Here is a 15,461-nt window from a genome sequence, read left to right as displayed (position 1 = left end):
ACTTTTTAACAACAAAATAGGCACATTGTTCCTATTGTATAATTATGGTTTTATGTCATACATAAAAGGAGCCGTAAATGGCTCCTTTTTCTAAATCGACTAAAGACTCATGGAATAACTTATGTCTTTCTAACTGGTTAATCTTGATCTTTTTTTTGTTCTAATTCAGCAATTAAATTATCAATACCTGAACATAAAACTAATTGCATCAAATGCTTACCGTTATTGTACTTAGACGATAACGTATGCAGCTTTTTAACAGATTCACGATAATGTTCATTCAGTAATACATTAACATTTTTTTCAGACGCGCTAGTTTTGTCTAATTCTTTTTCCCACGGCATCAAATCTTTATTTTTTGGAGAGCTATCTTCAAGTGGCTTACCCGAAATAAACGCATCTTCTGCTTTTTGCTTGTCTGAATTAATTCTGCTACTAAGAGACTTAGGCTGTTGCATGTACATTCTCCAAAACTTCTGTGACTAATGATTTGATTTCTTCTGCCGCTTTTTTATTATCCATTTCGACAACACCTAAACCTTTACTATATGCATCACGATAGACCTTGCGATCATGAATAACAGTATCAAGAAGCTGCATTGATGACCATGATGCAATTATCTCACGAGCCTCATCTGTTTCTTTAACTGCGTGATGCGTCGGCGCAATTGAAATTAGACTAAATACCTTAAGATTTTCATTAAAATCCAACGCTGTTTGTATTATTTGATCTACTTTAGGGATGGTATTTATATTATCTTGGCAAGGTCGGAATGGAGAAATAGCAACATGAGCAGCTAACAGACCAGAGCGCATTTCTTGTGAATGCTCATCATCTGCACGTCCTGCAACATCAACAACAACATGATCAAATCTTGTGTCTAATTCACGTAATGTTTGAGTTAATCTTCCTTCTTTTTGAACACATGTAATATAAGGCTCTATTTCTGCCTCTTCTCGATAGCCAATAAAGTCAGCAGTGGTTCCTTGTGGGTCCGCGTCAACAAGACACACTGAATTACCTCTGTGCGCCAACTCAACAGCATAATTTTCTGAGCCAATCGATTTCATGGCTCCACCCTTTTGGCCAAAGAAAATAGTGATCATGATATGTCCTTATTGATTTGCATGGGATTTGATTATAAATACTTATTTGATACCAATCAAATAATAAATAACCATTTAAAAGGTATTTAATAAATATCTACTAGATATTTTTAAGGTATCAGGTAGATATTGTTTACTTTGTCATGCTACTTCTTTGATAGAATCTAACTTACCAACCTCGTTTCCAAACGTATCCCATCCAATTAGCGTTCGACGTGAAAACATTTCAAGCCGATCAATATCATTACCATACAATCGTTCAATCTCACGTCGCACTTGAGCTGGTTTTTCTGATGGTTCACCAATAGGGCTAAAAATTATCTGCTTAACTGAAGCATCCAGTCTTTCCAATCCCTTACCTTTAACTGCAACAAGAACATCTTCACTGTTAGCTCGGGTATAATTACCACCATTCATCTTTGAAAAACTACGCAACAACTGAAGCACTTCAAGTTCACCAAGTTGATCGAATTCATCATTGCTTATGCAAAACTTCTTTTTAAGTACCTGTTGAAATCGCTTATTTAATTTAATCCATGTAAATGCTTTCATGGATTTAAACTTAAACCCCCATGCTTCAACCAGCTTCAACGCCTCCATTGGATGAGTAGACACATGCCACATAAACAACATGCAATCTGGCTTTGTGATATTGTTAATCGGCATCTGCATCATTTCAGGAAGTGTCATTGATGAATAATGATTTTCTGCCGCTCCGTTCGAAATGGTATTGTTGTACTTCCATGGCGGATCAACATATAACAAATCATATTTTTTATTTGGTAATTGCATCTTATCGTCCAAATTTACGGTGATATATGATAATTTCCGATGCTTGATGATGGGTTAAAATCGGAAATTCCTTTATTAATTGAATAATTGCATGATTCAAATTCCCACCATCCCTAACAGCTAAAGCATAACCTCCAGAGACGGTATCTATTCGATATCTAATTGATATTAAATAGATAACGTCATGCAAGCAAAAAGTTAATAACCTTTTGTTTCTTATGTGTTTTTTATATATTCCTAACTCTTTCATATTATCCTTCTGCGCGAATATCAATCAAATCTCGAATGGTTTTCCCTAATACATTTATCCTCCATTTCAATATTTATTCTTTCTTTCCAGTCGGGATAAATTTGTTTAAGGAGATTATTTTCTGCTTGTAGTGACTTAAACTGATTACGAATATCAAGAAGTAGCTTCGTTCTCTGCATAAGCACTAAACGAAACCATTTTGCAATGCTGGTGGCATTACCGTAATAACCAGTTCCATCACAATGAAAGCACTCCCATAATGAATCACCAAACACTCCTTTGGTTTCACCTTTCCCGTAACAGTAAGGACATTTCTTAGGTCTTAGCTGTTGCTCTTTTGCCATTTTTAATGCGGCATCAACTCTCTTTTCAGTTTTCATTTCTAATCAATAACCGTCTTGAACAAAAAACAACAATTAACACGTTATGAATTACGTTATTAATTACGCTTTAAGTAACCATGTTAATAGCTATAATCGCCTTTGTCTACTATGGCTTAAAAACTGCAGTGAAATAAAATCTATATCTATACGATGACAATCAAACCAATATAGAAACTCATTAAAATCCCATCAACTACATTAATTAATCATCATCATTTTTATAATAAAAATTCATTATTTATCAATCCAATAATGGACAAAGTGAAAATCAGCATTTAATATATTTAAAACGTAATTATAAGCGTAACTAACACCTTTATGATTAATGTAATAATAAAGGTAATTAACATGCAATATCAATAAGTTAGAGTATGGCGCATACAGGAATCATCATGTAGCATGAGTTTTTCTATATAAATATTGGATAATAATATGCTCAAAAATGCAGAAGTTCGTGTCCTCATCATGCTGAGAAATGCAAAAAAAAACACAATTGCTATGACTGACTTAACAAGGCGTCTAAATGTAAATGCTGGCATACGAGTTGAGGAGAAAAATCACATACTAAAAGCCTTACAGGATCTTGGATATATAACTATCGAGTGTAAAAAAATCCCCGCAATGAGACGGACCCCAACGTTGATAAATTTAACCGATGAAGGACGTAAAATTGTTAAGGGAATTGAGTCAGGGAGTGTTGAGTTCGATGAAAATTAAGCAAGTAATGTGATCTAGCTCAACAAAACAGCCACAACATTTTTATGTTGTTACCCTGACATTTTGAATATGCAATAACCACCGCTGCAACAACATGATTGTGTTGTTGCAATGCAATTATTATTTGTGCGGTGGTAGCGTCGAAAACAACGTTTGGTAATGGCTGGTTTAAAATGACAAATGAAAGAAATGAAGACTTAAATTCTGAGCAATTTGTTCTAGAAAGGGCGGTGACAAGAGCTGTATTAAATGGAGCAAAACCTGCTGATGTTGCGGCGGTTAACGGCATTAAATACGCAGCATGTCGTGAAATGATTCATAAATACTGCAAATACGCTAATCGTGAAGTGTATGAGAAGCTTAATATCGACGCTGCAAATATGGACAACCATAGTCCTTACCTGGAAATATTAAGAGAAAACAAGCAATTATTCATCGGGCTGGATGAATGCAACAAAACGGAAGGACAGCTTCGACGTGATATAGCAGAACGAGAAAAACGTCTTGCTAATGCAAATATAGCGTTGAGAGCAGAACGATCTGAACTAGATCAACTGCAATCTGAACTACGAATGATCTCCGTAAAATAGTAATAAAAAAAGGATAACCACAATGAAGCCTACTAATATTCTGGCTTATCGTATCACCCGACCAATTAACTTAGATTATAACAAACTTGCAACGCAGCTAGCCGAATTCAAATTTGTACCTTGTGAAAGCCAAGATATATGTAAATATGGATGGGTTTCACCAATGGGTAAACATAGTGATCAACTACTTCATGTTGGTGGTGATTGGATTATTCTAACAACAAAAAAACAAGAGAAGATAATCCCCTCATCGGTCATAGATGATGAGTTAACAGAAAAAGTTGCGATTCTAGAATCGGAGAAAGGCTGCACACTCAAGAGAACAGAAAAAGCCACATTAAAAGACGAAATTATAATGGACTTGCTACCAAAGGCATTTTCACGTAATTCAAAAACTAATATTTGGATCTGTACCAAACTAAATATTATTTTTGTCGATGTTAGCTCATACAAAAAAGCTGAAGACCAATTAGCTTTACTTCGGAAAACAATCGGATCATTACCTGTTGTTCCAGTTGTTGCCAGCAACCCAATTGCAGTAACAATGACTGAATGGATTAAATATAATACAGTCCCTACTGGCTTTACTATTGGTGAGGATGCTGAATTAAAACAAGTAGAAAAAGATGGTGCAGTGCTTCGCTGTAAACAACAAGATTTAAGTTGTTCTGAGATACTATCGCATATTGATGCCAATAAATTTGTTACTAAACTTGCGATTAACTGGCAAGACCGAATTGATTTTATTCTCAATGATGATTTTTCAATCAAACGGTGTAAATTTTCTGACGAATTAACAAGTCAAAATCAAGATATAAACCATGAAGACCATGCTCAACGTTTTGATGCAGATATGGTTCTTTTTGCGGGTGAGTTCTCTGCTTTTCTACCTAGCTTGTTCTCTGCTATTGGCGGTATTGAGGTGGCAAAATGAGTAAATTAATTAAAAAACCTTGGGCCAAAGCTGTCCGATGTTTACCGAATGAATTATGTCGTTTTGCGATTTTTAGTCTTGGGACAAGTAAGCAACGAGAGATATGGCATTTAGATAACCACCTAAACGTTGCCCGCGTTGACGGTGAAGAAACGAAGCTTGAATTAACATATGTCGGTAAAGAGTTACGACAAGATGATTTGGACGTTTATTTAGAACTGCTGCACTACGCTCGTGATGCTGACATATCAAAGGAATTGTCATTTAAACGAGCTGACATAATGACGTCATTATGTCAGCCGCAACAATCATTCTATTATGATCGATTACTGAATTCGATGCGACGACTTAGCAATGCAAACATCGAAGGTTTGATTACTAGAAAAAACAATGGTGTCATTGTCCATCATCGATTCAACTTTAACCTTGTAGATTCTTTTCAATACAAAGAGTTAAATGGTGAAATGGCTCGCACATGGAAATACCGCCTACCACCAGAGCTAATTGAGTTTTTTACTGAAAATGGTTTTGCTCGTATTGATCATAAACGTCGCCTGGCGCTGAAAAATAATCAGATTGCAAAATGGTTACAGATGTATTTTTCATCTCACAGAAAAAATAACACGTATGCAATTAAAGTTGAGACACTAATGGAATTATGCGGTTCAAACTCTCACAATCTCCGATCTTTCCGTCAAAAAGTAGCTATTGCATTAAAACTGTTAAGCGCAACAGGTATTGCCACAGCTTACATCGATAAAGAAACAGACCGTATCATGCGGAAATAAAAAACCAAATACACTTAAACGCTCCTCAATGGGGCGTTTTTATTGAGCCTAACCAATGAATAAAAATTTCACCTTATTTAACGTACTCCCTCTTGTCATTGGCTGGATTGGGATAAAGTACGGAATTAATTGGCTAACGATTATTGCAACTACGGTTATAGTTTCTAGAAGCATCATGTCACTAATTTTGAGTGCAAAACTACACTCAAGCCTTAGTCATCTAAGTGAAACGGTAAGATCACGTTACAGAGCCGTTTTAAGAAATCCACAACTAACATTTAGTGTTGCTATCATTAATATGATTTCATTAGCATTATGGGGACAAGAAGAATCACTGATTATTCTTGCAATAGCGACAGGGGCCTACTTTTCAGTTCGGCATCAGTTACTACGTAAGACATAGGATTGCAGATACAAAAACGCCGCCCATCGAGGCGGTTTTTTTGTATCTGTAGTTTAACGTCCACCCATAAACACCTGTTAATAAGTATGTTAATAACCAGTGGTATAACCATGTATAAACAGTATTTTAATAGTGTTTTTTTCAGTAATTTGAGATACGGGTTTCAGTAATTTGAGATACGGGTTTCAGTAATTTGAGATACGGGTTTCAGTAATTTGAGATACGGGTTTCAGTAATTTGAGATACATACAAACAGTAATTTGAGATACACAAATAAAATAACATATTGAAAAATAACAATATAAATCCAATATCACTATTTTCAATTTTTCCGTTATCTATATTATAACCATATTATATCTATACTATATCCCTTCTTTAAAAGATCTAAATATAAATAATAAGAGGGAATAGGTTTTATTTAATTCAATAAAAGCCGTTTAGATAATAGGTCGTTTAATCGATGATTTTTATATTAGGAACATTGCGCCTATAATTAAAGGAAAAGGAGATAATATGGGGAAGCTATACCAAGTATTTTGGAGTCAAGATGCCTTACTAGAAAAACACGACGAATGGGTAGAATTTACTGATACCGATGATCCAGTCCGAGCAGAACAAATGTATTTTAAGTTATGTAAAAAAATGATGGATAAAACAGGTTTTGTCTTTGTTCACTCAGCTAATCCAGAATCTGTACCACCAGCAAAATTTAATACCGGTAAACATATCCAATGGAATGTTGATCGTGAAGAGCATGACATTCGTTGCTGGATGCTATGGTCAATGCCAGAAGAAATACCGTGCAAACGTTGGAAAGCACCAACAACACATATGATTAAAGGGTTAAAGGCATCCATTTTATTGCGCTCAGGGAGTCTTACGGGCAGTGAAATATCAGGTGAGCGCATTGGTAGGGTTATAGGACGAAGTGCGCGTGGTGTGCGTTATTGGATTGCTCAAGACGGTGACTCACGGCGTATTGATTATTCGAGCTTACGTTTATTGCTAGAAATGGCTGGTTTTGCACTCAAACCAATTAGCACCTATTTGTAGATAGTAATAGCAGGATGAAGAATGTTATGAATGAGTTGGAATTGGAAAAAATAGCAAAAGCAGGAAATCCTATTGCAACTCAATCTCTGAAAAAGTATAGCAATACTAAAAAAACAAAAATAACCGATGGAAAACCCTTGCAATGTATTCCAGCTAAACGTGGAGGAAGAGGTGAACCATCTAGCCTGGAGCAATCATTTGCAATACAGATCGTGACAGCAGGACTTCCCACGCCTAGTTGGGGGAAAAATGAAATTCGTTTTCACCCAACTAGACGATGGAGGTTTGATTTCGCATGGAAAGAACTTCTTATTGCAGTAGAGGTTGAGGGTGGCACCTACACTCACGGACAAAAACGTTTTGATACTACATCGGGTAGTCGTATTACACAAAAATCACGGCATTTAACGCCAACCGGATTTCATGAGGACTGCATTAAGTATACTGAGGCGGCTTTACTTGGATGGCTTGTTATCAGAGCTGACGCTAAGATGATCAAAGATGGTTCAGCCTTGGCTTTGTTGAGTAGAGCTATTAAGATAAAAACAAGCAGTAATTAGATACCTAGCGAATATCTAACAAATATCTAATTGGTAGTGATTTGAAAGTTAATAAGTATCAATTTAATGCTTCTTAATAAAAAAGAGGCATTAAGCCTCTTCTAAAATGGTATTTAACTCTTCTTCGCTAGCAACTAACCCTTTATCGATCAACCATAAAACCAACAACTTATACTTCGCGGACGGCATTGCTCTATATCGATTTGTACTAGGACTTGATCGCCAGCTATAAACAGTATAGATACTATCTGAGAGGCAAATCTCAATTACCTTTTCACCCTTTAGCTTGAAGTGTCTTTGAATAATTTTTAGTTTTTGATTGTTAGTCATCTGTCGGTTCCTGTAGTTTTCCGTTACTTTACCGAACATTCAGGTACATTGTACAGGTTTCTATAACCACAAAAAAATAAAGGCGGTACAGATGTACCGCCGAAATATGATTAGATACTAAAAATGGTCTGTTATGTCACCATTATTTAATAACAAATCATCTAATTGAATGCTACAAACCTTTTATTTGTTTGGCATAACGTTTCCATTCTGGCTCAGGCGTTACGTTGTTATACTTAATCAATAAATGCTGTACTTTTTGTGCAGCTATAATGTCTAGCTGCATGTTGTTAATTGCACGGCGCATATCAGCATCAGTAGCGCTATCTATAAAGTTTTGCGCTGAATATAAGCTCTTCATATCCCAGTAGCGTGAAATCGAAGCTACTGGGTTCTCAGAGCCAAATATCACTGTAACTTGCACGCAAGGCTGATAGTCTTGAATTATTGCAGCAATCCCGACCTCCATCCCGTTAATGTTAAATTTGCGCCAACGTTTCTTTTTGGTCATCGTTCATCTTGCTAATATATTTATCAATATTTTGGTTAATGACTTCAAACTCAATCACCCACACGTACGGATTACTTTCCCAGTTTTCATATATCCGTTGCCACAAATTTTTAAATTGTACAGATGGTCGTTCAAACCAACCTAAACCACCAGCAATCGCAGCATTCTGAGACGCTTCAGTTGTCATCATCCCTTCTTTTTCTGCTTGAGCGTCAGTGATTTCTTTAACTCGCTCAATACGAACATCCGTTACTTTTAAAGTAATGCGGCTAGCCCACCTTGGCATGTGAATTGATGGCCGCCAACGACAAATTAAATTATCATCCATGTCGTAGAACTCTTGCTTTTTATCAGTCGCTGCATAAATGCAATATTCAGGGGTTTCAAACTTTGTGCTATTTTCTTGGTATTCAGGCATTTTTTCTGTATCAAATAATGGCCCCTGAAAGGTCTCACGAACCCAAATAAGATCACCAATTGATGCAACTGGGCATATATCGCTAGCAGAAAGGAAACCTTCAAGCATGGAAAGTGAATTTACAGCATCAAGATTAACCATTGTTTTGTAAATATTACTATGCCAATGTATATAACCCCTTCCACTTTTTGTAGGCTGAGGTTTCAATGGTCTACGAGTAACGATTTTGTGGCCTTCCAATAAAGCGCTGACCATTTCAGTATTGAATATCATTGGTGTGCACTTCATTATCTAACCACCTTGCAGCTTTCTTCCCACATTTTAATGAGGGTTTCTCTAGGTAAGTTTCTTAACTTATATCTACCCTCAATATATTTTCGGTGTTCATAGACTTCATAAGTATTACCTTGCTTCATTTTTACCGTGTATTTCAACCATGCGGGATCGCCACCAATTCCTCCTATTGATTCGATTTCACATAGTGCTATAACCAACCCATCAGCAAACTCATAAAACAAATTCCCCACATCTGAGCCAATAGCCTTATCTACATATTGAATAGAACCATTTACCAAACCATCAATAATTGCTTTCATTTCCCAACACAAATAGGCGCTGACAGCATAAACACGTAACTTACGGTAATCATGCTTCTTACGTTCAATAAAGGCGTGAGCGGCTTCTGGTGTGATATGAGTGTTTATATGTTCCCACTCGTAATTGCCATACATAACGCAAGCGTCATATTCATCATCAAATACAACATTAATGGCTTCTGCAATATCTTCTAAATTTGAGGTATCAATATTATTTTCATTGATATGATCCGTGAATATGTTTACTTCTGCGCTATCTTGATCGCTAATTATCTCGGCTAACATTTCTTCGTAGCTATCGAATGATGAATGATCATCAACACAAAAGAATATACGTGATAGTTGGTGACAAGATTCGCTATCTCGCGTCCATACCAACTTCTCGTTTTGCACTGAAAAAAGAGGATTAGCGGTTGCGTGAGGACGGTTACCGCTTTGTTCTACTGAAAGACGACTAATAAAGTCGGTGAATGTGGCTTGATTTAATTGCCCGTAAATCAATGACTCGTTACTACCCATAATATCAACTCTAAATGTATTTTGTTGTTGCTGGTGGAAATAAAACCACCAGCTAAAAATTATGCCCTTAATTTAACAATGGCGTTATTTGCCCACTTACCAATAAATTCTAATGTTAGTTCGCCACTTGATTGGTTCATATCGGTATCAACATCTATATTATTGATAGGAATGGACTGCGATACACCCCAGCCAAAAAGGTCCGATGGTGTTAAAGTAAGATTCACCGACATGGCATCAATTAAAAAATCATATTGGTTGTACTTAACAACAACTGTGCCGTGAGGTGTTGGGACGATTGTTTGACTACTCATTTGTCACCATTCCACGTTGTAATTATTTCAGTGAGTCAGAACTCAGATCCTTTGTTACTACCTTTTAAATTTAAAAGGTAGTAACCGTAACCAAATGGGCCTCTGTGAACTGATAATGCAATTAAATTCAATATTTAATGTTCTTGCAGAACTTAACAAGATGTAGTGTCCTGCAATTTGTTATAAATATTTTTCTATCTTTATGAAACCTACCAGCCCACCATTTAGAACTACGACTTTGATAAGCATAATATTTACCATCAGTCATTAACTGAATTTTTTCACGGCTAATCACTTTGTAATATCACCTTGATTTTTAAGGGTGTTGTTACTTATTTTGAATGCTATACCAGACAGGCTGTAGTCGAGTTAATATTAAGCGACATTACGTTCCTGTTTAACGGACTTCCATGCTTCATGCTGGCTTTCCCACTCAGCAACGATATTGTGAAGCTTGCTGTAAACTTGCTTAACTGATACTTCACCAAAGCCTTTGATTTTCTCTTTAACGGACTCGTCTTTCTCTCCCTGGTCTTTAACAAGGGCCAGTAGTTTTGCTGGTGGCACATGCAGAACGCTGTAAAGAGAGTGGAAGCCAGCTGCATTTAAGGCCGCAACATGCTTTTCATTTAAATCGGTTTCATCAAGGTAGCTTTCTTTCGCCCACTCTACACGCTCAACCAAATGTGGGTGTGATAACTCCATGCGCGCAGTAATTTTCTCAACAAGTGCATCATGGACACTGCTATCCCAACGATCTGCTAAGTAATCACATGGAGGATAAAACGGGGCTAACCATTCAGTAACACTAACTAGGACACAGATACCGTAGTTAGTTCTAACTTCCATGTGCCATGTCACATCATTAACAATCTTGATTTCAGCACTTGCTGGTCGAAAATTTAAGCCCCATTCAAATGTGTAAAGGTACATTTCTAGACCATCTTTTCCGTGGTAAACCTTTTGATCTACTTCACCATCGTGATGTATTAATCGAGAACGTAATTCCTTTACTTCATCTTCAAGCATCGTTGCTTGACCGACTAAAGCTACACGCTTTGTTTCCGACTCGGTAAGCTTTGATTTCAAATCACGAATTTTAAGACGCTGAGAGTCAAGCAGCTCACGACGATCATCAAGTTTTTTCCTTTGTTCGGAAACTTTGAGCTTTAACTTTTCCGGTTGCATAGCTTGCAGTTTTTTAAGCTCTTCACGCATATTTTTAGTTTGAGAGTGAGAAACTTTAGCTGCCGCCATGTCTTTTTCGCCTTGCAGAACAGTTTGATTAGCAGCTAACTTAATATCATCAATTTCACTTTTTAGATGTGAAAGCTCAAGACTAGCGATATTCAACTTTGAATCGGTGTCTTCAAGTTGATCACATAATGCGTTGAATTCATCAACTTCAACATTGTATTGCTCAAGAGCCAGCTCTTCCGCTTGATTTACCATTGTGATAGCTACTTGAACAGCCGTATGTGCTGTACCTTGAGTTTTACCCGCAGCAATATCAAGCTGAAAACGTGCCGGATTTAATGCAGACTGAAGCGCAATTGCTACTGTTTTCTGAGTTGTCATTTTTAGTGATCCTATTACGGCTGGACAGTTGAGTTGATTAACTTGAATAGCTTATGCAGATTTGTCGCTAATTTAGCGTCCAATTTCATTACTTTGGCTTGCAGCTTTGCTTGTAGCTGCTTAGAATGCGAAAGTGGTTTACGCATTAAATGAATATGCGCTGCGATAAGACGCTCGGAATGTTCATAACGAGCTAATTGTTGCTGGTTCATTTTTATGTCCTTTTTGCATGGGATTTGCGTTTGAGGCGTATCAAGCTTTGGTCGGGGAGATACGCCTCACCTCTGCCACTCTTTCAATATTGCGGCTTAATCGTAAGCTGAATTTCTTCACCCGTTACTTTCTCGCCGGTTAACTTTATGGCATCACCTAGCTCATTCGCTAGGCGTTGTGCATCCTTACGAAAATCAGAAAACTGCCTTACAGTTAAACCCATAACGTAATTATCCAAGAACTCAGCTGAAGCTATCACTACTTTGGCTCGCTTTGCTGTGCCTGGAACTTTCAATGCCTTCATTAATATTTTCCTGTAGTCGAATGAATTTAAACGTGGTGATAACGTCACCTTGTTGTTTGCATCATTCCTTGTTTACGTAACCGACTATATCAAAAACCTGTACATTGTACAGGTTTTTTAATTTAAAACTCATTGATTGAGTAATTTTTAATCAATAACAGGCTTTGGCTGAATAAAAATGAGCACACTCAAAGTTACTATCTCTGATGCGGCCATTAAAAGAGCCGCTAAAAACCCTTCAATCCGACAAATTAAAGATCCAGCAAGACCGTTAGTTGTTCGTTTTCATAAAAATAGAGAAAAAGCGACTTGGTATTTAAGAAGAGGACAAAAATGGCCGAAAATTGGTAGATTTCCTGACATCACGACAACAATCGTTAATCGACGATTACCAGAATTACTTGTTGATCTAGCTATTGACGCTTCATCCAATATTGAAATAGGTACGTTTGAAACGTGTGGGGATGTATTAACCTGGTATCGTGACAGAATGACAACAGATAGAAAGTTGTCAGACGAACGGAAACAAAACTGCCGCTCAGTTATTGATAAACACTTACTTCCACCGCTGAAATTAGTACAACTCATTCATATAAATCATGCGTTAATTGATGAGCAATTAATATGGGAACTACAAGCGAGGTACTCACTATCAAACGTCAGGCTTATCTTTTCCGTTCTAAAAGTTGCATTCAAGCAAGCAGCACTATTACGCCACATCGAACACAATCCCGTTTCTGATTTAGTTTTTACTGACTTCATACAAGCAAAAATCACCCCTAAAGATGCGAGCATCAGAGCTGATGATATCCCTTTAATTATTAAAACTATTCAAGATAAAAACTATGCAATTAAACACCTTATTGTCATGATGCTTTTGCATGGGACCCGGATTGGTGAAACGAGGAAAGCTAAGTGGAGCGACATTGATAATAATTATTGGTTTATTCCTGCGGTCAATACAAAGACCAAAACATCTCATCGTTTACCACTGACAGAACAAGCAAAGCGATTACTAAACGAATATCGCTTACTTCAAAAGAAAAAAGGATACACAGGGCAATACTTATTCCCGAGCACAAAGAAAGACGGGAAGTGTTTACCGGGAAGCTCTGCAAGTAGAAGTATTAGATCACTATCAAAAGGGAATTGGGCTGCGCATGATTTAAGAAAAGTTGCTCGTACAGTATGGGCCGATCAAGGTGTAGATTATATGGTAGGGGAAATGCTGCTTAACCACGCTCTGTCAAAATTAGACAAGACGTACATTCATACTCATGTGGATCATAAAATGCTTGAGGCATTAGAAAAGTACCATTGCTGGCTAAACGTGTAAATCAGTTAATATAATTAACTAACCAAACTTAATTGATTTACACGTTCAATTGATCAGGAAGACCTTAGCTCGTAACTCATTTACATCTCAAAATACTTAGTTATTAAGCTAAATTTAAGACGTATCCATGGATTAACGTGTAAATCAGTTAACTAATCAAGCTTAATTGATTTACACGTTCAATTGATCGGCCTAATTTTAGTCTGTAACTCGTTTACATCTCAAAATACTTAGTTATTAAGCTAAATTTAAGACGTATCCATGGATTAACGTGTAAATCAGTTAACCAAATTTAATTGATTTACACGTTTAATTAATCAGAAAGACCTTATCTGTAACCCATTTTTACATCAAAACACTGAGTTATTGGCCACATCCACAGGTTAACGTGTAAATCAGTTAACGTGTAAATTAGTTAACGTGTAAATTAGTTAACGTGTAAATTGGTTAACGTGTAAATTGGTTAACGTGTAAATTGGTTAAGCTTCCAATGCAACAAGCTCACTCTTTTTCTTCTTTGAGTAATGGAAATACAACTTTATAACCTTAGATCTCTTGTTCTTAGGATCAGCTCTCACCTCTTCAACATTTACATTCAAATCGGTATTTTCATTAATATTACTCATTGCTGGAGTAATAAATCCACGTCTCATCTGAGGATATGACTCATATGTTTTCGGCAATTGAAGCTTATTAATCAGACGGATAGGTGTTGTGATATATATACCCTCACCTTCCTTTGTATCTATCCAACGCTGCAGTTCTTCATACAATGCAATATGATTAGCATTAGTAAGTGAATCCGCTTCATATAAGCGATACTGCGTAAAATAGTTCTTCACTGGAATGGCATGTAGTAAGAACGACCGAGTAAAATACACGTCACTCTCACCTTTCCTACACCCATAATCACATACATCAACAACATTACCTTTTGAGAAAGCTTTTAGTTCGTTGAGTTCCGATTTTGTATAAATCTGTTGATCAAGCTCTTCTAAAATATTTCCATCCCACTCAGGGCGAGGCACAAAGAATGAGTTATCAGGCAACGACAGACATGCTTGCCTAACCTCTTTAGATGCCTGTTGTATAGAAATGTTATAAAGCTTTGCATATACGTTATGCTTTATTGTTCCGTCAAGAGAGACCGTTGATAAGTCATTGAATTTATAATCTTTAAGCACATACCACATAACTCTTTTTTCAGAGAGCGACATTTTAAAAATGGCGTCTAATAGCTTGTTAGATACGTAGATTATTGAATTTTTCTTAATTGTTATTTCGCGTTCCATTGCATTAACTATGTAAGGTGATGATGCTTACATACTACCCTTGCGGGTGTTACTGTGTAAAGCGGTTTTATTTACACAGTAAGAGGATAACACAGCAATCAACTTAACTGATTTACATATCTAGCTTAACTGATTTACACATTAAAGTGATCCGAAATACATATCTAGCTTAACTGATTTACACATTAAAGTGATCCCATTTACACATGACTAAATTTGAAAGCCAATAAGGACGCGGCTTGCAGGGATGTTTTAGCTCTGCTAAAGAGAATAAAGATCATATAAAGAGAATAAAGATTATTATTTAAAGGCTGTGGATAAGTGGATAAGTGACTTCGCACTTAGCCCACTAACCCACATTAAGTCGGCTTCGCCCAATAAAATTTATTTTATTTTTATAGATTAAAGCTGGTAGCGGTAATTGGGAGGTTATCAAAACGAGATAAATTAATAACTGTCCTTAGCTGACT

General features: G+C 36.6%; 22 protein-coding genes. 8 read left to right on the top strand and 14 right to left on the bottom strand.

What is annotated here, in order from left to right:
- Positions 1-137 precede the first annotated feature (137 nt).
- From OC457_RS20555 to OC457_RS20535, 5 genes are all read right to left on the bottom strand, one after another.
- On the bottom strand, positions 138-458 hold the full coding sequence (locus tag OC457_RS20555) for a hypothetical protein (protein WP_080176081.1): 321 nt from the start codon (positions 456-458) through the stop codon (positions 138-140).
- On the bottom strand, positions 445-1,107 hold the full coding sequence (locus tag OC457_RS20550; protein WP_080176080.1) for an AAA family ATPase: 663 nt from the start codon (positions 1,105-1,107) through the stop codon (positions 445-447). The genes OC457_RS20555 and OC457_RS20550 overlap by 14 nt, the downstream gene beginning before the upstream one ends.
- 141 nt (positions 1,108-1,248) lie before the next feature.
- A complete protein-coding gene (locus tag OC457_RS20545; RefSeq protein ID WP_080176079.1) occupies positions 1,249-1,899 on the bottom strand; it encodes an MT-A70 family methyltransferase in 651 nt (216 codons plus the stop codon).
- Position 1,900: 1 nt separating this feature from the next.
- Positions 1,901-2,149 (bottom strand): hypothetical protein, encoded by a 249-nt coding sequence (locus OC457_RS20540; protein ID WP_080176078.1) that lies wholly within the window; start codon positions 2,147-2,149, stop codon positions 1,901-1,903.
- A 20-nt stretch (positions 2,150-2,169) separates the two neighbouring features.
- Positions 2,170-2,529 carry a hypothetical protein gene (locus OC457_RS20535; RefSeq protein ID WP_080176077.1) on the bottom strand — a complete coding sequence of 120 codons (360 nt, stop codon included), beginning with the start codon at positions 2,527-2,529 and terminating at the stop codon, positions 2,170-2,172.
- Positions 2,530-2,964: 435 nt separating this feature from the next.
- Between OC457_RS20535 and OC457_RS20530 the strand changes: the two genes are divergently transcribed.
- The 7 genes from OC457_RS20530 (at position 2,965) to OC457_RS20500 (ending at position 7,580) form a co-directional block, all read left to right on the top strand.
- A complete protein-coding gene (locus tag OC457_RS20530) occupies positions 2,965-3,249 on the top strand; it encodes a hypothetical protein (protein WP_080176076.1) in 285 nt (94 codons plus the stop codon).
- Between the two features lie 173 nt (positions 3,250-3,422).
- Positions 3,423-3,839, top strand: coding sequence for a hypothetical protein (locus OC457_RS20525; RefSeq protein ID WP_080176075.1), 417 nt, complete (start codon positions 3,423-3,425; stop codon positions 3,837-3,839).
- Positions 3,840-3,861: 22 nt separating this feature from the next.
- Positions 3,862-4,773 carry a recombination-associated protein RdgC gene (gene rdgC / locus OC457_RS20520; RefSeq protein ID WP_080176074.1) on the top strand — a complete coding sequence of 304 codons (912 nt, stop codon included), beginning with the start codon at positions 3,862-3,864 and terminating at the stop codon, positions 4,771-4,773.
- The gene (gene trfA, locus OC457_RS20515) at positions 4,770-5,561 is read left to right on the top strand and encodes a plasmid replication initiator TrfA (protein ID WP_080176073.1); all 792 of its coding nucleotides are present in this window, start codon (positions 4,770-4,772) and stop codon (positions 5,559-5,561) included. The genes rdgC and trfA overlap by 4 nt, the downstream gene beginning before the upstream one ends.
- 175 nt (positions 5,562-5,736) lie before the next feature.
- Positions 5,737-5,964, top strand: a complete 228-nt coding sequence (locus OC457_RS20510) for a hypothetical protein (RefSeq protein WP_144379613.1) — start codon at positions 5,737-5,739, stop codon at positions 5,962-5,964.
- 516 nt (positions 5,965-6,480) lie between these two features.
- Positions 6,481-7,020, top strand: coding sequence for a hypothetical protein (locus tag OC457_RS20505; RefSeq protein ID WP_080176071.1), 540 nt, complete (start codon positions 6,481-6,483; stop codon positions 7,018-7,020).
- Positions 7,021-7,034: 14 nt separating this feature from the next.
- Positions 7,035-7,580, top strand: coding sequence for a hypothetical protein (locus tag OC457_RS20500; RefSeq protein WP_235866990.1), 546 nt, complete (start codon positions 7,035-7,037; stop codon positions 7,578-7,580).
- Between the two features lie 90 nt (positions 7,581-7,670).
- On the opposite strand, the gene OC457_RS20495 is transcribed toward OC457_RS20500, so the two are convergent.
- The 8 genes from OC457_RS20495 to OC457_RS20460 all read right to left on the bottom strand — a co-directional run bounded on the left by OC457_RS20495 (position 7,671) and on the right by OC457_RS20460 (position 12,363).
- Positions 7,671-7,910, bottom strand: coding sequence for a hypothetical protein (locus OC457_RS20495; RefSeq protein WP_080176070.1), 240 nt, complete (start codon positions 7,908-7,910; stop codon positions 7,671-7,673).
- 172 nt (positions 7,911-8,082) lie between these two features.
- Positions 8,083-8,421 (bottom strand): hypothetical protein, encoded by a 339-nt coding sequence (locus OC457_RS20490; protein ID WP_080176069.1) that lies wholly within the window; start codon positions 8,419-8,421, stop codon positions 8,083-8,085.
- Positions 8,390-9,127 (bottom strand): hypothetical protein, encoded by a 738-nt coding sequence (locus OC457_RS20485; protein ID WP_210436108.1) that lies wholly within the window; start codon positions 9,125-9,127, stop codon positions 8,390-8,392. The genes OC457_RS20490 and OC457_RS20485 overlap by 32 nt, the downstream gene beginning before the upstream one ends.
- Positions 9,127-9,954 carry a hypothetical protein gene (locus OC457_RS20480; RefSeq protein ID WP_080176068.1) on the bottom strand — a complete coding sequence of 276 codons (828 nt, stop codon included), beginning with the start codon at positions 9,952-9,954 and terminating at the stop codon, positions 9,127-9,129. The genes OC457_RS20485 and OC457_RS20480 overlap by 1 nt, the downstream gene beginning before the upstream one ends.
- A 59-nt stretch (positions 9,955-10,013) precedes the next feature.
- A complete protein-coding gene (locus tag OC457_RS20475) occupies positions 10,014-10,268 on the bottom strand; it encodes a hypothetical protein (RefSeq protein ID WP_080176067.1) in 255 nt (84 codons plus the stop codon).
- A 375-nt stretch (positions 10,269-10,643) separates the two neighbouring features.
- Positions 10,644-11,846 (bottom strand): hypothetical protein, encoded by a 1,203-nt coding sequence (locus OC457_RS20470; protein WP_080176066.1) that lies wholly within the window; start codon positions 11,844-11,846, stop codon positions 10,644-10,646.
- A gap of 14 nt (positions 11,847-11,860) precedes the next feature.
- A complete protein-coding gene (locus tag OC457_RS20465; RefSeq protein WP_080176065.1) occupies positions 11,861-12,058 on the bottom strand; it encodes a hypothetical protein in 198 nt (65 codons plus the stop codon).
- 83 nt (positions 12,059-12,141) lie between these two features.
- Positions 12,142-12,363: a hypothetical protein gene (locus tag OC457_RS20460; RefSeq protein WP_080176064.1), complete on the bottom strand. Its 222-nt coding sequence runs from the start codon at positions 12,361-12,363 to the stop codon at positions 12,142-12,144.
- A 178-nt stretch (positions 12,364-12,541) separates the two neighbouring features.
- On the opposite strand from OC457_RS20460, the gene OC457_RS20455 reads away from it, so the two are divergent.
- Positions 12,542-13,699 carry a tyrosine-type recombinase/integrase gene (locus OC457_RS20455; RefSeq protein WP_080176063.1) on the top strand — a complete coding sequence of 386 codons (1,158 nt, stop codon included), beginning with the start codon at positions 12,542-12,544 and terminating at the stop codon, positions 13,697-13,699.
- A gap of 479 nt (positions 13,700-14,178) precedes the next feature.
- On the opposite strand, the gene OC457_RS20450 is transcribed toward OC457_RS20455, so the two are convergent.
- The gene (locus tag OC457_RS20450) at positions 14,179-14,991 is read right to left on the bottom strand and encodes a RepB family plasmid replication initiator protein (RefSeq protein ID WP_080176062.1); all 813 of its coding nucleotides are present in this window, start codon (positions 14,989-14,991) and stop codon (positions 14,179-14,181) included.
- Between the last annotated feature and the right edge of the window lie 470 nt (positions 14,992-15,461).

This window comes from Photobacterium toruni, assembly GCF_024529955.1.
Taxonomy (GTDB): domain Bacteria; phylum Pseudomonadota; class Gammaproteobacteria; order Enterobacterales; family Vibrionaceae; genus Photobacterium; species Photobacterium toruni.
This window is presented reverse-complemented; position numbering and strand designations above follow the sequence as displayed.